Below are 18,886 nucleotides of genomic sequence, written 5' to 3' on the forward strand. Positions count from 1 at the left end.
TCGGTCTTTGCGGCGTAAGGCACGCAAACTTCGAGAGTGCCGGGCGGAATCAGGCCCCGGGCGGCTGGCGCAGGCCGATGAGTCCGCCGAAGGGGTCCTCGACCTGGACGAGTCGCTCCCCGGAGAAGACCGTCTTGGGGCCGCGGTGGACCCGGCCACCGCGATTGACGCAGAAGTCTGCGGCTTCGTCGGCGTTCTCCACATCGAAGTAGGGGACAGTGCCCCCGAGATCGGCCCCGGCGTGGTTGAGCTCGTCCTCGGCGTGCAGCGTGAAGCGCACGGAGCCGAGCTCCCACACGGTCAGCTGCGGCATGGCCCGCTCGCCCGGTTTCCCGAAGAGGGCGGTGTACCAGGCGTAGGCCTCGTCCAGCCGCGGCGTGAAGAGGAAGACGTTCCCCACGTGGTGCACGTTCAAGCGGTCCATGGTGTTCCCCCGTCCGGCCCCGCGGGGCGGTGCGATGAAGGCGTCCGGGGCCGGCCGCCGTCGTGCACCATCCTGGCCCCGCGCCGTCGCGCTGTCGACACCAGAAGTTGGAGTGCGAAATGTCGTGAAAACCCGCAGTTTCACGACATTTCGCACTCCAACTTCAGGTGTTGAGGCGGGCGCGGCTGTCGCGGCGGCGGCGAGCGGACTCGAGCGGGCCGGCCTAGGCGGGCGTCGCCTGGGCCGACTCGCGCCGGGAACCCATCGCCAGCAGGCCGGTGAGGAGCGGCGTGAGCTGCTCCCGCGCGACGTCGGGATGCTCGGGGTGGAACTGCACGCCGAGCGCGGGGGCGTTGCGGTGGGCCACGGCCTCGATGGTCCCGTCGGCGGCCCGGGCGATCACGCGAAGCCCCGGGGCCAGCGCGCCCACGGCCTGATGATGCGTGCAGCGCACGTCGTGGGGGAGCTCCAGCGGGTAGGCCGCCCGCGCCGGGTGCAGCGCGGTGCCCACGAACGGATCGTCTCCGTTGGCCGTGTGCCCGGCCATGTCCTGGACCAGCGTCCCGCCGAGCGCCACGTTCATGAGCTGCAGCCCGCGGCAGATCCCCAGCAGCGGGGTCCCGGCGGCCACGCGGGCGCGGATGGCCGCGGCACCGACCTCGTCGGCCCACGGCTCGTGGTGGCCGGCGCCCGGGTAGTCCCCCGGCCCGCCGTACAGGGCGGGCGAGACGTCCTCGCCGCCGAGCACCACGAGCACCGAGGCGAGCGCCGCCTCCTGCAACACCCGCGGGGCGGGGGCTTCCGCGGCCGGCACCAGGATGGGCCGCAAACCAGCGGTCTCCGTGGCGCGCATCGCCGCCGCGTTGAGGGTGTCGAGCTGGGATTGAAAGCGTGGGGCGTGCGGGCGCTGGGTGCGGACGTGGAGCAAGAGCGCGGTGGCGTGGCGCATGGCTGGGGGACTTCCTGGCCGCCGAAAGGGGATGCCACCACCTTGGCAGGGCGGCGTCACGGGGAGGTGCCGGTCCCGTGACGGCCGTGTTGCGGGCGGGCGGGGAGCGGTGGCGGAGCATCCGGCGGCGGTCTGCCGCCCGCGGCCTTCCGACGCCCGTCCGCGCCGCGCACCTGCCGGCCCGCCCGCCCGGCCCCGCGCCTAACGGGAGGCGGGCGCGGAAGGCGCCGTCGCGTCGTCGGGCAGCTGGGCCTCAGGTGCGTCCGGAACGGCCGGCACCGCGAGCACCGACCGTGCGGCCCAGAGCAGCGTCAGCGCCGCGGCGAGGCACAGCGCCTCCGTGATGGTCATGGCCCACACCACGCCGTCGAAGCCCCACAGCGCCCGCGCGCCGAAGACCACGGGGATGAAGAGCACCCCCTGCGCCACCGCCAGGATCGCCGCGCTGCGCATCTGGCCCGTGGCCTGGAAGAGAGCGATCGCCAGGCCCGTCAGCCCGTTGAAGAGCGTGGCCACCAGCATGGCCGTGAGGATCTTGGTCCCGTCCTCGATCACGGCGGGGTCGGCGCTGAAGAGCGCAAAGACGCCGTCGCGGAAGAGGAACACCACGCCGGAGAACACGACGGCGATGCCGAGGATCGCCGCGGCGCTCGCGAGCACCGCCCGGCGCAGGCGCTCCACGTTGCCGGCGCCGTGCGCGTAGGCCAGCAGCGGGATGATGACCATGAACACGCCCATGCCGATCATCTCGGGCAGCTGGGCGATGCGCAGGGCCACGCCCATCGCGGCGAGCAGCGCGGCTCCGTAGCCCACGGCCACCCAGTTCATGACGAGCGTCGTGACGATGAGGAACGAGGACTGCAGCAGCTCGGAGGCACCGACGCCCATGACCTCGCGGACCATCGGGCCGTCCACGCGCAGGTCCCGCGGCGACACCGAGGCGTGCCGCGAGCGCTTCGCGATCCACCACAGGTAGTACCCGGCCATGACCACGTTGGAGAGCCCGAGCGCCAGCCCGGCGCCCGCCACGCCCCAGCCGAGGATCAGGATGAAGAGGACGTCGAACACGAGGTTCGCCACGGTGGAGGCGATGAGCCCGGTCATGGACGCGACGGCCGCGCCCTCGGCGCGCACCACCTGCTCCAGCGCGAAGCAGACCACGTAGACGGGGCAGAAACCGAACATGAGCGCGATGTAGAGGGCCGTGGGGGCCAGCGTCTCGCCCGAGGCGCCCCCCGCCTGGGCGATCGGGGTCGCGAACAGCACGCCGACCACCGCGAGCACGGCGCCCGCGGCGAGGGCGCCCCAGAAGGTGAAGGAGGAGACGGCGCGGATGCGCGCCTCAGTGGCCGGGGAGGCGGCGGACGCGGCGGGGGACGCGGAGGCCGAGCCAGCGGGCGTGCCGCCGGCCTCCTCGGAGCCCATGAGCCGCGACATGAGCGTGCCGCCGCCCACGCCGAACACGCCGCCCACGGCCATGATGAGCGCGAACACGGGCAGCGAGAACGTCAGCGCCGCGAGCAGCGCGGTGGAGTGCAGCGTGCCGATGAAGCCCGCGTTGATGATGTTGTAGACGGCCCCGACGATGAAGCCGGCCATCATCGGGACGCAGAGGTGGAGGAGTGCGCGCCACAGGGGCGCGGAGGAGAGTACGGAGCGGTGGTCGGTGGACATGGCGCGGCGTCCTTTCTTCGGTGGGTTGAGTGGGGTGCAGGGGTGATGTGGGCCCGTTTTTGGGCGTGAAATCCCCAGGCAGTGGGGTGGGGGAGGGCAAAAGGGCCGAAAAAACGCCCCAGGGGGGCGTTGGTGCGTTTCGGTGCCCGACGGCGCGTGGTCGGGTGGGTGCCCGACGGCGCGTGGTCGGGTGGGTGCCGGTCGTCGAGCGGCGGGCCGGGCGGCCGTGCTCAGCTCGGCAGGTCTCGCGGGCCCGCGGAGGCGGTGTCGCTCGGGACGGCGGCGCAGTGGTGGTCCGATTTTCGGGTTTCAGGGGCCCCGCCGGCGGACCTACTGGTCAGTACGCGGACCAAACGCGGGGAGGCTCGGACCAGGGGCCGGGCGACGCGGACAAAGGGTGGGGGTGTGGTGGGGCCGGACGCTGGGTCCGGCCCCACGCAAGGTGATGCGGTGAAGGGGTGCGGGCGGGGAGCCCGGCGGCTCAGCGACCCCACGGGCCGCGGCGGGAGAAACCCCCGCGGTGGCCCTTGCCGCCGCGGAAGTCCGGGCCTGCCTCGGGGCCGCCCCAGCCCGGGCGGCGACGCCCTCCGCGGAACTCGCGCGCCTCGCCGTCGCGCTCCCCGTCGGCGCTCGGGCCGTCGAAGCCGCGCTCGCCGCGACCGCCTCGGCCGCCGCCGCGACCGCCTCGGCCGCCGCCGTGGCCGCCTCGGCGACCGCGCGGGCCGCGGGACCCGTCGCCGCCGACGTCGCGGGGATCGCGGCCCTCGCCGTCAGGGCCCTGGCCCTCGGGGTCGTCGATGCCCGGCTCGCCGCCGGGGCCGAATCCGGGCCCAAAACCGCGACCGCCGCGCGGGCCGAAGCCCGGGCCGCCGCGATGCCCGCGGCCACGTCCGCCTCGGCGCCCGAAGGCGGGGCCGCCCGGGAACCCGGGTCCGCCGAAGCCGCCGAACCCGGGCCCGCCCGGCATGCCGAAGCCCTCGGGCTGCGCGGCGGCGAGCTTGCGCAGGATCTGCAGCAGCGTGTCCAGCTCCTCCTCGGAGAGGGACTCGTAGATCTTGGCCTGGGCGGCGTTCATGTCGTCCCCAAACCCGGCGACCGCCTTGGCCCCGGCCTCGGTGACGAGGATGAGCTTGACGCGGGAATCGGTGGGGGAGGGCTTGCGCTCCACGAGGCCCCGCGTTTCGAGGCCCTGGAGGAGGCTCGTGACGCTGGCGGGGGTGGTCCCGCTCGCGTCGGCCAGGTCGCGGGCGATGATGCCCTGCTCCTGGAACCGCTCGATGTATCCGAGGGCGAAGGCCTGCTGACGGGTCAGGCCGCTTTCGCGGACCCAATCGTCTGCGGCGCCTCGACCGGCGAAGGCCAGCGAGCGCAACAATGCACTGATTTCGATGATGTTGTCGTTCATGGTTAGAACTCTAATCATTAGAACTCGAACAATCAAGCGTGAGCTGCACCACGCACAGGCGGGGCGGGGCAACCGCCCCGCCCCGCCGCGTCGTCGTGCGCTTGAAATGCGCCTACTTACCCTTGAATTCCTCGGGAATCGAGGCGTAGAGCTCCTCCATGGTGCCCTGCTCCATGGCGTTGCCGACCTTGAGATCCCACTCGGGACTGTTCAGGACCACCGAGGCACCTCCGGCCTGTCCCGTGCCGGCGTTGGGCAGGGTGAAGTTGCGGATGTCCTTGCCGCGGACGTCCTTCATCTGCAGCGCCAGGCCGATCAGCATCTGCTTGTCCGCGAGGCCGGAGTCCATCGTCACTGAGGGCATCATGCTCCCGAGGACGTCCGCGATCTTGTTCGGCGAGGACATGACCTCGGCCGAGAGCACCTTGGAGACCACGGCCTTCAGGAACTGCTGCTGGTTCTTCACGCGCTGGTAGTCGCTCGTGAGGAAGGCATGGCGCTCGCGGACCCACTTGAGCGCGCGCTGGCCCTCGATGTGGATCTTGCCCGCCTCGAAGCAGACATCCGGCGTGGTCTTGTAGGCGCAGAAGGCCTTGGGGTTATCCACGGTCACGCCGCCGATGGCGCGGGTCAGCTCGCGGAAGCCGTCGAAGTCGATGGCCGCGACGTGGTCGATCTGCACGTCGAGCATCTTCTCGATGGTCATGCGCAGCTTCGGCACGCCGCCGTACTGCAGGGCGGCGTTGATCTTGTCCGAGCCCACGCCGGGGATGTTCACGTAGGTGTCGCGCATGATCGACATGACGTAGACGTGATCGTGGCCCTCGGGGATGTGCACGAGCATCATCGAATCCGAGCGCTGGTCGGTGCCGTTGGCGGTGAGGTCGAGGGCGGCCCCGGTCTCCGACTTGTCGGCGCCGAGGAGCAGGATGTTCATGCTCTGATCCCCGGGGTCCTTGTACGGCTGGTCCGAGTAGGTGGGGAGCACGTCCTCCTTGGCCACCACCTGCGCCGAGTCGAAGGCCTTATTCAGCTTGAGCGCGTAGGCGCCGCCGACTCCCAGGACGCACGCCACCACCATGGTCACGGCGAGGATCGTCACCTTCACCGGGTGGCGACGCTCGCGGCGCAGGCGGCGCGGGACGTAGCTGGGGTCGTCTTGCTGCACGGGGCGGTCCTAGCGAAAGGGGGCAGGGCGGTGCCGGCCCCTGGCGGGGCCCCGCGTTCCTTGCATTGCAAGGCCCGACGGCGCGGGGGCACCTCCCCATGGTGCCCGATGTCGGGCGCGCACACGACTTGCGCACGGCGCGCACAGCTGGGACACACACTGCATCCGTATCGTCGTAGACACCTCAACAGGGTGCGAGTGATGACACGAAGCCCCGGCCTTTCCCCCAAAGGCCGGGGCTTCACTCATGTCCGGGGCGTCCCGGGGCGCCCCACCGCGCCGGCGGTGGGGTGCGGCTCAGCCGTTGAAGTCGGCCGGGTGCGGGCCGGTGCGGCCGTCGCGCTCGAGGGCGTCGATCGCGGCGAGCTCCTCGGCGCTCAGCTCGAAGCCGAACACGTCGAGGTTGGCGGCGATGCGTTCGGGCGTCACGGACTTGGGGATGACGATGCGGCCCTGCTGCAGGTGCCAGCGCAGCACCGCCTGCGCCGGGGTGACGCCGTGGGCCGCCGCGGCGTTGACGACGGCCGCCTCGCCGAGGACGGCGCTCTGCGCGAGCGGGCTCCAGGCCTCCGTGGCGATGCCCAGCCGCGTGTTCGCCTCCTGCGTGGCGCAGTTCTGCAGCGCCGGGTGCAGCTCCACCTGATTCACGGCCGGAACCGTGCCGCCCAGGGCGACCACGCGCTCGAGATGCTCCGGCAGGAAGTTGGAGACGCCGATCGAGGCGGCCAGGCCGGCGTCGCGCGCCGCCTCCAGACCCTGCCAGGCGCCGAGGTAACGATCGCTGGCCGGGGCCGGCCAGTGGATGAGGTAGAGGTCGACGGCGTTCAGGCCGAGCCGCTCGAGGCTCGCCTCGAGGGCGGGGCGCACGGCGTCGCGCTCCAGGGCGTCGATCCAGAGCTTGGTGGTGACAAAGAGCTCCTCGCGGGGGAGCCCGGAGGCGGCGATGGCGCGGCCGACGCCTGCCTCGTTGCCGTAGATGCTCGCGGTGTCGATGCTGCGGTAGCCGGCGGCGAGGGCGGCCTCGACGGCGGCCTGTGCGCCGTCGTCCGGGACCTGGAAGACGCCGAAGCCGAGCTGGGGCATCTGGCGGCCGTCGTTGAGGGTGATCGTGGGGACGGTGGTCATGGTGACTCCTGGTGGGATGGGGGTGGCTGAAAGGGAGGGCGATGTGGGCCCGGTCAGGCGTCGGCGGCGACGGTGTGGTCGGCGCCGGTGCGCTCGGAGGCCCGGGAGTACTCGCCGCCGCGCACGCGGGTGGCGAGCAGGAAGAGGGCCAGGCCGGCCAGCGTGATGGCGGCGCCGATCCAGAGCGGCGAGGTGTAGCCGAGGCCTGCCGCGAGGCCCAGGCCCGCGGCCCAGGCGCCCAGCGCGTTGCCGAGGTTGAAGGCCGCGATGTTGGCGCCGGAGGCGAGGGTGGGCGCGGCGTCCGCGTGGTTCATGATGCGGGCCTGCAGGCCGGGCACCGTGGCGAAGCCGAAGCCGCCCATGAGCACGAGGGCGATGACGGTGGCCACGGGCGAGGCGGCGGTGAGGGCGAAGGCCACGAGGATGAGCGTCAGCCCGCCGAAGAGCACGATGAGGGTCAGCGGCAGGTTGCGATCCGCCGCCTTGCCGCCCAGCAGATTGCCGGCGAAGAGGCCCACGCCAAACACGATGAGCAGCCACGGGACGGCGCCGGCCGGGAAGCCGGAGACCTCCGTGAGCGTGTAGGCGATGAAGGTGAAGGCGCCGAACATGCCGCCGTAGCCGAGCACGGTGATGCCCATGGAGTACCAGACCTGCGGGTTGGCGAAGAGGCGCAGCTCCGCGCCGACCGAGCCGCCCTGCGGGGCCGGCGTGCGCGGCACGAGCGTGGCGATCCCCACGAGGGCGAGCAGGCCCACGGCGGTGATCATCCAGAAGGTGGCGCGCCAGCCGAAGGCCTGGCCGATGAAGGTGCCGAGCGGGACGCCGGCGACGTTGGCGATGGTGAGGCCGGCAAACATGATGGAGATGGCCCCCGCGCGCTTGTCCTCGCGGACGAGGTTGGCCGCGACCACGGCGCCGATGCCGAAGAAGGCGCCGTGGCACAACGCGGCGACGATGCGACCGGTCATCATGAGCACGTAGCTCGGGGCCAGCGCCGAGAGGAGGTTGCCGGCGATGAAGAGCACCACGAGGCCCAGAAGCGCGCGCTTGCGCTCGACGCGGCGCAACAGGAGCGTGAGCGTGATGCCGCCGAGCGCGACGGCGAGGGCGTAGCCGGAGATGAGGTAGCCGGCCTGGGTATCGGTGACGCCGAAGTCCGCCGCCACCTCGGGCAGCAGGCCCATGATGACGAACTCGGTGAGGCCGATGCCGAAGCCGCCGAGGGCGAGGGCAAAGAGGGCGGCGGGCATGGATGGCCGTTCGCTAGGAGGAAGGGGTGGCGTGGCGCCTGCGTCATTGCGCGCGTCCGCAATTAGTGCGTTTGCGGTAGTTGCAAACGCAATGAATAGATAGTTGCACACGCGGGTTATCTGCGCAAGTGGGTAGACTGTGTCCCGAACAACGGCGAAGGAGAGTCATGAGCGTTGCTGACGACGCGATCGAGGTGCGGGCCCACGGCTGGCGCACCCTCGTGGCCCTGCACGGGCTCATCGAGACCAAGCTCGAGCGCGCCCTGCAGGCCGAACACGGGCTCTCGGTGGTGGAGTACACGGTGCTCGAGGCGCTGAGCCGACAGGACGGCTGGCACATGCGCATGCAGCAGCTGGCCCGCGCCGCGGCCCTGTCTTCGAGCGCCACCACGCGCCTCGTGACGCGCCTCGAGGACCGCGCGCTCCTGACGCGCATCCTCTGCATGGACGATCGACGCGGCATCTACACGGAGCTCACGCCGGGCGGCGAGCGGCTCCTGGCAGAGGCCCGACCCACGCACGATCGCGTGTTGGAGGAGGCGCTCGCCGAGGCCGACGCCATCCCCGAGCTCGCGGGGCTTGCCGGAGCGATCCACTCGCTCGCTTAGCTCGGGGCCGCCTGGTTCGTCCGGCAGTCGAGGTACCGCTCGGCCGGGCGCGGGCGGTGTGCCGGTGCGCGAGTCGCGCGCTACTCGAGGTGGCGCAGGAAGCGCTCGGGCGCGTCAAGGAACGAGCGCCAGCCGCGCACGAGCTCGAGCTCGTCGTAGCTGCTGGTGCGCAGACCCCACGGGCCGACCTCGAGCAGCGTGGCGCCGGGGAAGGCCGCGAGGATCGGCGAGTGGGTGGACAGCACCAGCTGGGAGCCGCGTTCCACGAGGCCCTGCAGGCGCGAGAGCAGCCCGAGGCAGCCGGAGAGCGAGAGCGCGGCCTCCGGCTCGTCCAACACCCAGAGACCCTTCACGCGGAAGCGCCGGTCCATGAGGTCGAGGAAGGACTCCCCGTGGCTCTGCTCGTGGAAGTACTCGCGGTCGGCCGGATTCTCGAAGCTCTGCAGAAACGTGAAGAACGAATGCATCGTCTCCCCGCGCAGGAAGTAGCCCTTCCGGGGCGCGCCGGCCCCGCGGACGAGCCGCAGGTGCTCGTGCAGCGGTGATTCGGTGGACGCCGTGGTGTGCTGCGCGCCGGTGGAGCCGCCCTCGGCGTTGAGCCCAAAGGCCATGGCGATGGCCTCGGTGAGCGTCGACTTCCCCGAGCCGTTCTCGCCCGTCAGCACCGTCACCGGTCCGAGGTCCAGGCCCTCGTGCAGCAGCTGCCGCACGGGCGGCAACACGAACGGCCAGGCGTCGCGCGGCGCCGGGTGGAGGGGGTCCTCCTCGACGCGGCGCACCGGAAGCTGCGAGAACATGGCCCCAGTGTGCCCGGTGACCCCGACGGCGCGCCCCGGCCGCGAGACCCGACCGCCGAACCCGACCACTCGCCGTCGGGCACCCCGCCGTCCCGGGGGGGACGCCCGCGCGACGCGACCGCCCGCCGTCGGGCCTTGATCAAGGAAAGCAAGCGGCCCCGCACCCGGGGCACGGGTGCGGGGCCGCTTGGCGTGGCGATCCGGAGGATCAGCCGATCAGCTTGGACTTCAGGTCGGCGACGATCTGCTTGGCGCCGATGGGGCCGAGGCCCAGGAACCAGACGTCGTCGTTGACGGCGTAGGCCTTGCCGTTCTTCACGGCGGAGAGGGACTTCCAGCCGGCGCCGTTGGTCACCGTGGTTTCTCCCGTGGCGTCGGGGGAGCCGTAGCTCGAGTAGAAGATGATGTCGCCCTCGGCCTCGGAGATGTTCTCCGGGGAGATCTCGGCGGCGAGCTCGTCGATGTTCTGCTTCTCGGGGCGGGCCAGGCCGGCGTCCTTCAGGATGACGCCGATGAGCGAGAGGTTGCCGTAGAGGCGCAGCTTCTCGGGCAGGAAGCGGACCAGCGAGATGGTCGGGTTGCCCTGCACGCCGTCCTTCAGTTCCTTGACCGCGTCCGCGTACTCGTTGAGCTGCTCGGTGGCCTTGGTCTCCTCACCCAGCGCGTCGGCGACGAGGAGGAAGTTCTCCTTCCACGGGAAGCCCGGGCGGATGGAGAAGACGGTCGGGGCGACCTCGTTGAGCTGGGCGTAGAGCTTGTCGGCGCGCAGCTGCGAACCCACGATGAGGTCCGGCTTCAGCTCGGCGACGGCCTCGACGTTGATCTCCTGGATGGTGCCGACGCTCTTGACGTCTTTGACCTTGTCGGCCAGGTAGGACGGCACCGGGTTGGCGCCCTCGGTCGTCACCATGCCGACGGGCGTGATGCCCAGGGCCAGGACGTCGTCCAGCTCGCCGGTGTCCAGGACGACGACGCGCTGCGGCTTGGCCTTGATCTCGGTGGTGCCATTCGCGTGCTTGACCGTGCGGGGGAACTGGCCCGGCTGCGCGTCGGAGCCCAGCTTGGCGGTCTCCTCGTCGGCGGTGGAGAAGCGCTCGCCGCCGGTGGCGACCTGGGAGTTGCCCTGGCCAGCGTTGTTGGAGCCGGACTCGGAGGCGGCACCGCACGCGGTCAGGAGTGACAGGGAGGCGGCCACGAGCAGTGCCGCGGCCCCCTTGAAGGAACGGGAGTGAATCATGCACCGCAGATTAGCCTAAGGCGGTTAGCACACCGTAATCTTGCCTTATGCGCGATCATCCCCGGACGGCTCGCGCCTCCGGCTGGGTGATCCCGCTCCTGGTGCTGGCGCTGGCCGCCTCCCTGCTCCTCAGCCTCATGGTGGGAGCCAGGGCCCTCAGCCCCTCCACCGTGTTGGAGGCGCTGTTGCACCCCGACCTCTCCCTTCCCGACCATGCAGTGGTGTGGGACGGCCGCGTCCCGCGGACCCTGCTGGGGCTCCTGGCGGGCGCAGCGATCGGCGTCGCCGGCGCCGTCATCCAGGGACTCACGCGCAACCCCCTGGCCGATCCCGGCGTGCTCGGCGTCAACGCCGGCGCCGCGTTTGCCGTGGTGGTCGCGGTGGGCGTGCTGGGGATCCAGAGCCTCTTCGGCTACATCTGGTTCGCGCTTGCCGGCGCGCTCATCGCCTCCGTGGTGGTCTACCTCGTGGGCCGCAGCTCCGGGGGCGCCGACCCCATCCGCCTGGTCCTGACGGGCGTGGCCCTCACCGCCGTGCTGGAGGGCGTGGGCCAGGGGCTGGCGCTCGTGAACCCGCAGGCCTTCGAGCGCCTGCGCACGTGGAACCTCGGCAGCCTCGACATCGGCTCGCTCGAGCCGGTGCTGGCCGTGTCCGGCTTTGTGGCGGTGGGCCTGGTGCTCGCGGCCCTCGCCGCGCGCGGCCTCAACGCCGTGGCCCTCGGCGAGGACACGGCCACCTCGCTCGGCGTCTCCGTGAAGGCCACCCGCATCATGGCGATCGCCGCCGTGACGGTCCTGGCCGGCTCCGCCGCCGCGACGGCCGGCGTCATCGTCTTCCTCGGCCTCATGGTCCCGCACCTGGCCCGCCGGATCTGCGGGCCGGACAACCGCTGGGTCGCCGGGCTCTCCCTCCTCATCGCACCCACCGTGCTGCTCCTGGCCGACGTGATCGGCCGCCTCATCCTCCCCGGCGAGCTCGCCGCTGGCATCGTGGTCGCCTTCGTCGGCGCCCCGTTCCTCATCGCGCTGGCGCGCGGGAAGCGGGTGATCGAGCTGTGAGCGCCTCCCAGCCCGGGCCCTCGTCCCAGTCCCGGCCCAGGCCCCGGTCCACGCCGCCGGCGGCGGCGAGCCGGGCGTCGTCGGGCTTGAAAAAGCACGACGACGGCCACGCGCGTTTCGCGCTCGGCCCCCTGGGGCTGCGCATCCACCGGCGCTCCGCGTGGGTGGGTGCCATCCTGGCCGTGCTCGTGGCGGCCGCCGTGCTGGTGGCCCTCGTGCTGCCGGGCGCCGGCGTTCAGACCAAGGACGCGTTCGGCGTGATCTTCGCGGGGCAGGGCGGCTTCGACGCCACCGTGGTGGTGAACTGGCGCCTGCCGCGCGTGCTCGCCGCGGTCCTGGTGGGCGCGGCCCTCGCGCTCTCCGGCGCGATCTTCCAGTCCCTGACCCGCAATCCGCTCGGTTCGCCCGACGTCATCGGCTTCAACACCGGCGCCTATACGGGGGCGATCCTCGTGACGCTGGGCGGGGTGACGGGCTTCGCCGCGATCGCCGGCGGCGCGTTCGTGGGCGGGCTCATCACGGCCCTGGCGGTCTACCTGCTCTCCCTGCGGGCCGGTTCCTCCGGCCTGCGCATGGTGGTCGTGGGCTTGGGCGTCGCGGCGATGCTCGGCGCGTTCAATCGCTGGCTCATCTCGGTGGGAGACCTCGAGCTGTCGATGCAGGCCGCGGCCTGGGGCGCCGGATCGCTCAACGGCCTGCGCTGGGCGCAGGTGACGCCCGTGGCGATCGCGCTGCTCGTGTTCATCGCCGCCGCGTTCCTCGTGGCGCGCCGCATGCAGCCCCTGGATCTGGGCGACGACGCCGCGGCCGGGCTGGGCGCGCGCCTCGGCGCCACGCGCCTGCTGCTCCTCGCGGTGGGCGTGGCGCTCACCGCCGTCTCCACGGCGATCGCGGGACCCATCTCCTTCGTGGCGCTCGCGGCCCCGCACATCGCGCGCCGCATCACGCGGGCCTCCCGCGTCTCGCCGTTGCCCGTGGCGCTCACCGGCGCGTTCATCGTGGTGGTCGCGGACATCGTGGCGCAGCGCCTCTTCGACCCCACGCAGCTGCCCGTCGGCATCGTCACCGTGACGCTCGGCGGCCTCTACCTCATCACCCTGCTGGCCAAGGAGGCTCGCCGATGAGCACTGAACCCACCCTCTCCGTTGACGCGATCGACGTGGTGCTTGACGGCACCACGATCCTGCCCGAGCTCTCCGTCAACGTGGCGCCCGGGAAGTTCACGGCGATCATCGGTCCCAACGGCTGCGGCAAGTCGACGCTGCTGCGCTCCATGGTGCGCCTGCTCAAGCCCCAGGCCGGGCACATCGAGCTGGCCGGGACGGACATCGCCGCGCTTCCGGCCAAGGAGCTCGCACGGCGCATGGCGCTGCTGCCGCAGAGCGCGCACGCGCCCTCCGGCATCACGGTCCGCGACCTCGTGGCGCGCGGGCGCTTCCCCCACACGGGGCTGCTGCGCCAGTGGACGCCGGCCGACGACGCGGCGGTGTCGGGCGCGCTGGCCGCGACCGGGCTGGAGGAGTTCGGCAAGCGGCTCGTGGAGGGGCTTTCCGGCGGCCAGCGCCAGCGCGTCTGGGTCGCGATGCTGCTGGCCCAGCAGACGCGCACCGTGTTGCTGGACGAGCCGACCACCTACCTGGACATCGCGCACCAGTACGGGCTGCTCGAGCTCATGCGCGAGCTCGCCGTGGGGCAGGGGCGCACCGTCGTTGCCGTGCTGCACGATCTGCAGCAGGCCGCGCACTACGCCGACGAACTCGTGGTCATGAAGGCCGGGCGCGTGGTGGCGCAGGGCGCGCCGGCCGAGGTGCTCTCGGCCGAGCTGATCGAGGACGTGTTCGGCCTGGCGTGCCACCTCGTGGTGGATTCGGCGACCGGGACCGTGCTCGTGGTGCCTGACCGCACCGAGCGGCCCGACCTCTCGGCGATCCAGCCGCTGGGCTGAGACCGGCGGGCCGGCGCGCCGGGGCCGGCCCGCCTGGGCCGGCCGCCCGGGGGGGCGGGGGGGTCAGGCGAGCGCTGCTGGCGAGGAGTTGGCGCCGCAGAGCACCACGGCGGTGGCACGCCCCGGGTCAGGTGCCACGGCGCCCGAGGTGACGGCCGCCATCGCCGCCGCCGCTGCCGGTTCCGTCACGATCCGGTGGCCGTCCCAGAGCACGCGCTGGGCGGCGAGGATCTCCTCGTCCTGCACGACGACGCTGCGCAGCCGCCCGGGCGCGGAGGCCCGGACCTGCTCCCAGGCGAGCTCGCCGATCCGCGTGGCGCCGAGCGAGTCCGCGGCGACGCCCCCGACCTCGATATCGACGGGCCGCCCGGCATGGAGGGCGCTCGCGAGGGTGGGGCAGCCGGCGCTCTCCACCGCGATCACCTCGACGTGCGGTTCGAGCCCCGCGAGCAGTCCGGCCAGGAGGCCGCCGCCGCCCACCGAGACGACCACCCGGTGGAGGGGCTGGAGCTGGCGGTGCAGCTCGAGCGCGAGGGTGCCGGCCCCGGCCACGACGGCGGGCTGATCGTAGGCGTGGCAGAAGGTGGCGCCGGTGGCCACGACGTGCTCCTGGGCGGCCGCGTAGGCGTCGGCGTAGACGCGGCCCACGCGGTGGACCGCGGCGCCCGCTGCCTCGAGGCGCTTGACCTTCGACGCGGGGGAGACCCCGGGGACAAACACCTCGCAGGGGTGGCCGAGCTCGGCGGCAACCAGGGCGTGCGCCAGGCCGGCGTTGCCCCCGGACGCCGCCACGACGCCCACGGCCGGGTCCAACTCGCCGCTGGCCAGTGCGCCAAGCTGGCGCGCGAAGGCGCCGCGGGCCTTGAAGCTGCCGGAGAGCTGTTGGTACTCGTGCTTGAGGGCGATCCCCGGGGCCCACTCGCTCACCGGGGTGACGCGGGTTCGACCGGCGATAAGGTCCTGGGCGGCGCGGACGTCGGCGTGGTTGAGCATGGTCCCAGCCTGTCACGCCTCGCGCGCGCCCGGACGTCGCCCGTCGGAACCCGTGCGGCGGAACGCACCCGGCGGCGTCGCGGCGCCGGGGTGCGTTGGCCAGGCGCGCCGCTCAGCGCTGGGGCTTGCCGAGCTTCCAGTAGCCGCTGAATTGCACCTGGTCCTTGGAGAGCCCCGCCTCGATGAGCGCGCGCCGCCAAGCAGTGACGCGGGAGGACTCCGCGGCGAGCCAGAAGTAGGCCTCGGGCTCCTCCTTGGCGAGCTCCACAAGCCGCGCCGTCACGGAGCCCGGCTCGGGGAGCCGCTCCACGCGCAGGCGCTCGTTGCCGGGCCCCGGCGGGTGCGGCATGAGCACCACCCCGCTCGGGCCCGCCTGGCCGCCCGCGCTGTGGCGCAGGAGGCCCTCCAAGGCCGGCTGCGCCGCGTCGTCGCCCACCGCCACGATGCGTCCCGTGCGCGGCAGGAGCCGCATCATGCGGGGGTTGAGGACGTCCAGCTCGGCGCCGAGCGGGGCCTCCTCGGCCCAGTCGGCGAAGCGGCCGCCCGCGTGGCGGACCACGTCGATCTGCACGGCGAGGCACTCGCCGGAGGGATCGTGGAGCAGGTTGGCGATCGTGTAGTCGCGCAGGGCGTAGCCGGGGGAGACCGGCGCCGGGCCGCGCAGCGGGTGCGGGGAGATGCGCGCCGGGAGCGGGGCGGCGTCCGGGTCGGGGAGACAGACGACGAGGACGTCGTCGAAGCCGGAGTTGGCCAGGCCGGGGACGCAGAAGACGCTGCGCAGCTGCTCGCCGCCCAGGGTCAGGCGCAGCAGGCCGGTGGGTAGGACCTCGCGGGCCGTGAGCTCCACGCGGCGCAGCACCCACGGCGGGCGGATGTCGGGGCGGTGGCGCACGGCGGCCACGTGTTTGGAGCGGATGGGGCCCGAGCCATCGAGGGCGGGCAGCTCGTTCACGGGGCGGGAGGTCACCCCTCCATTGCATCACGGGTGGGCGGGTGCCGCTTCCGCGGAGGTTGAGGGGCCGCGGGCATCCACGAAAAACCGAGCCCTCCTGAACAATCCGCGTCCTCGAGGACGCGGATTGTTCAGGAGGGCTCGGAAAATCGGTGGGGTGGCGGAGGCCGCGCACGCAGGGCTCCCGCGGGTTCTCGCTACACCAGCTCGACGGCGCGGCCCGGGCCCGCGGGCCCCATGCCCAGGTGAGAGCTCACCTCGGCCCATGCGGCGCCGAGCGCCGGGATGGCCCGCTCGAGCTCCTCCACGCCGACCGTGACGGGGATGCGCACGAAGCGCTCGAACGCCCCGCCGTCCACGCCGAACCACGGCCCGGCCGGGATGAGCACCCCGTGCTCGCGCGCCGCGATGGCGAGTGCGCTCGAGGCCGCGTGCGGCAGGACGGCCCAGGCCGCGAGGCCGCCCTCGACGGGCGGGACCACCCACCCCGGCATGTGCTCCGAGGCGAGCCGGGAGAGCGCGGACGCCGAGGCCCGCAGCTGCTCGGCGCGCTCCGCGACGGCCTCGTCCCAGGCGTCCAGGAGGTGCGCCGCGGCGAGTTGCTCCACCACGGGGGTGCCGAGGTCGTGCGCCGGGCGCGCGGCGATGCAACGCTCAACGATCTCCGGCTCCGCGCGGATCCAGCCCACGCGCAGGCCGCCCCAGAAGAGTTTTCCGAGCGAGCCGAGGTGGACCACACTTGCCGCCGCCCGGCGGCCCAAGCCGCGCGGATTGGTGGGGGTCTCGCTCGCGCGGACCACGCCGGCGGCCGTCGCGTCGACGTCGTCGCCAAACGCGTCACCCGGGCCGACCCCCGAGAGGTCGAGCGAGGCGGTCGTCTCGTCGATGACCAGGATGGTGCCGCTGTCGCGGGCTGCTGCAAGCACCGCCGCGCGCGTCGCCCGGCTCATCGAGGAGCCCGTGGGGTTGTGGCGCACCGGCATGAGGTAGGCGAGCGCCGGCGTCGCGCGGCGCAGGGTCGCGGCAAACTGCTCGGCGTCCCAGCCGTCGGGAACCGGTGACGTGGGACCGACGAGGCCGGCCGCGGATCCCGCGTCTGCGGCGGCGTTCGCCGCGGCCCCGCGCTCCGCGTGACCGCCCGCCCCGCCGCCCCCGGCGGCGACCCGAGCTCCCGGGCCGGGCACGCCGTCGTCGGGCGGCGAAGGACGGGTGCTCACCACGGGCGTGGTGACGAGGCGCGCGCCGGCGAGGCGCAGGGCCTCGGCGGCGTGCGGGTAGGTGGGTGCCTCGACGAGGGCGCGGTCGCCGGGGCGCAGGAGCGCGGCGGCGAGGAGGTGGATGGCGTGCTGGGCGCCGAGGGTGACCATGACCTGTTCGGGGCGCGTGGGCAGGCCGCGTTCCGTGTAGTGGCGCGCGATCTTGGCGCGCAGGTGCGGCAGGCCGCGCAGATCGTAGCCCGTGCCGGAGAGGAAGGTGGGCAGCTCCTCGGCGGCGGTGCGTAGGGCCGGCGGGACGAGCCGCGAGGCCGGGAGCGAGGCGCGCGAGAGGTCGACCAGCCCGGCCTCCGCGAGCGGCTTCGACGGGATGAGGGCCGGGCCGGGGAGGGTGGCGACCGTCCCGGAACCCTGGCGGCTCGCGGCGTGGCCGGAGGCGCGGAGGGCGTCGTAGGCGGAGGCGACCGTGGTGCGGCTCAGCCCGAGCTCTTCGGCGAGGGCGCGCTCGGAGGGTAGGCGGGCGCCGAGCGGGAGGCGGCCGTCGAGGATGAGGAGGCGCAGGCGTTCGGCGAGTTCGCGGTGCAGCGGTTCTCCGCCGAGGGTGTCTCGCCACGCGCCCAGTGCGCGGTGCAGGGACGCGGGGGAGAGGCGCAGCGGGTTCATGCGGGCCACTCTACTCAAAGTGGCCTTTGAATCGAATGCCACTTTGGCCTCACGATGGTGGCATGACCCCGCGCCGCCTCCCCATCCGCCTCACCGCCCTCATCGTGGGGCTGGTCCTCTACGGCTTCTCGATCTCGCTCATGAACCGTGCAGCCGTGGGCATCTCGCCCTGGGACGTGCTCTCGCAGGGCGTCTCCCTGCAGACCGGCATCCCGTTCGGCATGGTCACCAACCTGATCGGCGCCGTGGTGCTGCTGCTCTGGTGGCCGCTCAAGCAGAAGCCCGGGATCGGGACCGTGCTCAACGTGCTGCTGATCGGCACGAGCGCGCAGCTGGGCCTCTGGATCCTGCCGCCCGTCGAGTCGCTCTGGATCCGCATCCCGATGTTCGCGGCCGGCCTCGTGCTGCTCGCCGTGGCCTCGGGCATCTACATCGCGCCGAAGCTCGGGCCCGGCCCGCGCGACGGCCTCATGACCGGCCTGAACCAGCGCTTCGGCTGGCCCATCTGGATCGCCCGCACCTCCATCGAGGTGTGCGTGGCGCTCATCGGCTTTGCGCTCGGCGGCAACCTCGGCATCGGCACCGTGGTGTTCGCGCTCCTGATCGGGCCGCTGTGCCAGCGCACGCTTCCGTGGTTCGCCGCGCGGATCCCCGGTGCGCCTGTCTCCACCGTCTCGGGTGCGCCGAGCGAAGACGGCGAGCGGGCGGCGTCGGGCACCCGCGCCTGAGCCCGTGTCCGGCGCGAAACGCGCCTGACACCTGCCTTTCCTAGGGTTGGCGCATGCTGATCACTGAAGGCGGGCTTCAAGCGCCCGACGTCGCGGCCCTCCTGGGCGAACACCTCGCCGGCATGCTGGGCACCTCGCCCGCCGAGAGCGTGCACGCGCTTGACCTGTCCGCGCTTGCTGCGCCGGGAATCACGTTCCTGAGCGCGCGCTCGCGGGCCGGGGAGTTGCTGGGGGTCGGGGCGCTCGCGGAGCCGCGGCTCGGTGCAGGGGACGGGGCCGATTAGTCCGGGGGACCCGGGGAACCCGGTGAGCCCGCTCAGGGCGAGGTGCTGTGCTGCGAGGTGAAGTCGATGCGCACCGCGGCGGCGGCCCGCGGGCACGGCGTGGCTGCAGCCGTCCTGGGCCGACTCATCGAGCTGGCGCGCTCGCGCGGCTACGCGAAGGTGCTGCTGGAGACCGGAACGGACCCGTACTTCGCCGCCGCCCGGCGGCTGTACGAGCGGCACGGCTTCGTGGAGCGCGGGCCGTTCGGGGCCTACACCGTGGACCCGCACAGCGCGTACTTCGAGCTGGGGCTCTAGGTGTTCTTCCCACGGTGGTTGTGGTCAGCGTGGCGTGACGGGATGAGGTGAGGACCTCCGGTATCGATGTGGGTTACCACACTCACTCGATCCACGGAGGTCCTCGTGTCCT

At 72.9% G+C, this 18,886-nt stretch carries 19 protein-coding genes; 7 read left to right on the forward strand and 12 right to left on the reverse strand.

Translation table 11 applies throughout. The features are described 5' to 3' along the window. Nucleotides 1-49 precede the first annotated feature (49 nt). From DWB68_RS12855 to DWB68_RS12885, 7 genes are all read right to left on the reverse strand, one after another. Nucleotides 50-424: a VOC family protein gene (locus DWB68_RS12855; RefSeq protein ID WP_119425527.1), complete on the reverse strand. Its 375-nt coding sequence runs from the start codon at nt 422-424 to the stop codon at nt 50-52. Between the two features lie 223 nt (nt 425-647). Then, on the reverse strand, nt 648-1,373 hold the full coding sequence (locus tag DWB68_RS12860; protein WP_119425528.1) for a gamma-glutamyl-gamma-aminobutyrate hydrolase family protein: 726 nt from the start codon (nt 1,371-1,373) through the stop codon (nt 648-650). Nucleotides 1,374-1,574: 201 nt separating this feature from the next. Then, nucleotides 1,575-3,047: an MATE family efflux transporter gene (locus DWB68_RS12865; protein WP_119425529.1), complete on the reverse strand. Its 1,473-nt coding sequence runs from the start codon at nt 3,045-3,047 to the stop codon at nt 1,575-1,577. A 481-nt stretch (nt 3,048-3,528) separates the two neighbouring features. Beyond that, nucleotides 3,529-4,452, reverse strand: a complete 924-nt coding sequence (locus tag DWB68_RS12870) for a MarR family winged helix-turn-helix transcriptional regulator (protein ID WP_158588314.1) — start codon at nt 4,450-4,452, stop codon at nt 3,529-3,531. 112 nt (nt 4,453-4,564) lie between these two features. Beyond that, the gene (locus tag DWB68_RS12875; RefSeq protein ID WP_119425531.1) at nt 4,565-5,620 is read right to left on the reverse strand and encodes an LCP family protein; all 1,056 of its coding nucleotides are present in this window, start codon (nt 5,618-5,620) and stop codon (nt 4,565-4,567) included. A gap of 297 nt (nt 5,621-5,917) precedes the next feature. Continuing rightward, nucleotides 5,918-6,745 carry an aldo/keto reductase gene (locus DWB68_RS12880; protein ID WP_119425532.1) on the reverse strand — a complete coding sequence of 276 codons (828 nt, stop codon included), beginning with the start codon at nt 6,743-6,745 and terminating at the stop codon, nt 5,918-5,920. Nucleotides 6,746-6,798: 53 nt separating this feature from the next. Then, on the reverse strand, nt 6,799-7,998 hold the full coding sequence (locus tag DWB68_RS12885) for an MFS transporter (RefSeq protein ID WP_119425533.1): 1,200 nt from the start codon (nt 7,996-7,998) through the stop codon (nt 6,799-6,801). 167 nt (nt 7,999-8,165) lie between these two features. Here DWB68_RS12885 and DWB68_RS12890 point away from each other — a divergent pair, with 167 nt between their 5' ends. Continuing rightward, entirely contained in the window at nt 8,166-8,606 is a 441-nt protein-coding gene (locus DWB68_RS12890) for a MarR family winged helix-turn-helix transcriptional regulator (RefSeq protein WP_119425534.1), read from the forward strand. Nucleotides 8,607-8,686: 80 nt separating this feature from the next. Here DWB68_RS12890 and DWB68_RS12895 read toward each other — a convergent pair whose 3' ends face one another. Both DWB68_RS12895 and DWB68_RS12900 read right to left on the reverse strand, forming a co-directional pair. Beyond that, nucleotides 8,687-9,403, reverse strand: a complete 717-nt coding sequence (locus DWB68_RS12895) for an AAA family ATPase (RefSeq protein ID WP_119425535.1) — start codon at nt 9,401-9,403, stop codon at nt 8,687-8,689. A 208-nt stretch (nt 9,404-9,611) separates the two neighbouring features. Then, nucleotides 9,612-10,640 carry an ABC transporter substrate-binding protein gene (locus DWB68_RS12900; protein WP_119425536.1) on the reverse strand — a complete coding sequence of 343 codons (1,029 nt, stop codon included), beginning with the start codon at nt 10,638-10,640 and terminating at the stop codon, nt 9,612-9,614. Nucleotides 10,641-10,687: 47 nt separating this feature from the next. Here DWB68_RS12900 and DWB68_RS12905 point away from each other — a divergent pair, with 47 nt between their 5' ends. From DWB68_RS12905 to DWB68_RS12915, 3 genes are all read left to right on the forward strand, one after another. Continuing rightward, a complete protein-coding gene (locus DWB68_RS12905; RefSeq protein ID WP_119425537.1) occupies nt 10,688-11,698 on the forward strand; it encodes an iron chelate uptake ABC transporter family permease subunit in 1,011 nt (336 codons plus the stop codon). A gap of 86 nt (nt 11,699-11,784) precedes the next feature. After that, nucleotides 11,785-12,822, forward strand: coding sequence for a FecCD family ABC transporter permease (locus DWB68_RS12910; protein ID WP_199700454.1), 1,038 nt, complete (start codon nt 11,785-11,787; stop codon nt 12,820-12,822). Further along, a complete protein-coding gene (locus tag DWB68_RS12915) occupies nt 12,819-13,643 on the forward strand; it encodes an ABC transporter ATP-binding protein (RefSeq protein ID WP_119425538.1) in 825 nt (274 codons plus the stop codon). The genes DWB68_RS12910 and DWB68_RS12915 overlap by 4 nt, the downstream gene beginning before the upstream one ends. Before the next feature lie 63 nt (nt 13,644-13,706). Here the strand turns inward: DWB68_RS12915 and DWB68_RS12920 are convergent, their stop codons facing one another. From DWB68_RS12920 to DWB68_RS12930, 3 genes are all read right to left on the reverse strand, one after another. Further along, nucleotides 13,707-14,636 (reverse strand): serine/threonine dehydratase, encoded by a 930-nt coding sequence (locus tag DWB68_RS12920; protein WP_119425539.1) that lies wholly within the window; start codon nt 14,634-14,636, stop codon nt 13,707-13,709. A gap of 112 nt (nt 14,637-14,748) precedes the next feature. Next, a complete protein-coding gene (locus DWB68_RS12925; RefSeq protein ID WP_119425540.1) occupies nt 14,749-15,603 on the reverse strand; it encodes a siderophore-interacting protein in 855 nt (284 codons plus the stop codon). A 182-nt stretch (nt 15,604-15,785) separates the two neighbouring features. Then, nucleotides 15,786-17,465 carry an aminotransferase-like domain-containing protein gene (locus DWB68_RS12930; protein ID WP_119425541.1) on the reverse strand — a complete coding sequence of 560 codons (1,680 nt, stop codon included), beginning with the start codon at nt 17,463-17,465 and terminating at the stop codon, nt 15,786-15,788. A gap of 62 nt (nt 17,466-17,527) precedes the next feature. Here DWB68_RS12930 and yczE point away from each other — a divergent pair, with 62 nt between their 5' ends. Genes yczE through DWB68_RS17185 form a run of 3 tightly spaced genes read left to right on the forward strand, consistent with a single transcriptional unit; the run spans nt 17,528 to nt 18,774 of the window. Further along, nucleotides 17,528-18,193: a membrane protein YczE gene (gene yczE, locus DWB68_RS12935; RefSeq protein WP_119425542.1), complete on the forward strand. Its 666-nt coding sequence runs from the start codon at nt 17,528-17,530 to the stop codon at nt 18,191-18,193. 53 nt (nt 18,194-18,246) lie between these two features. Continuing rightward, nucleotides 18,247-18,477: a hypothetical protein gene (locus tag DWB68_RS17180; protein ID WP_325048566.1), complete on the forward strand. Its 231-nt coding sequence runs from the start codon at nt 18,247-18,249 to the stop codon at nt 18,475-18,477. Between the two features lie 57 nt (nt 18,478-18,534). Then, nucleotides 18,535-18,774, forward strand: a complete 240-nt coding sequence (locus tag DWB68_RS17185) for a GNAT family N-acetyltransferase (protein ID WP_325048567.1) — start codon at nt 18,535-18,537, stop codon at nt 18,772-18,774. Nucleotides 18,775-18,886: the final 112 nt, after the last annotated feature.

The organism is Galactobacter valiniphilus, assembly GCF_003575975.1.
Lineage (GTDB): Bacteria > Actinomycetota > Actinomycetes > Actinomycetales > Micrococcaceae > Galactobacter > Galactobacter valiniphilus.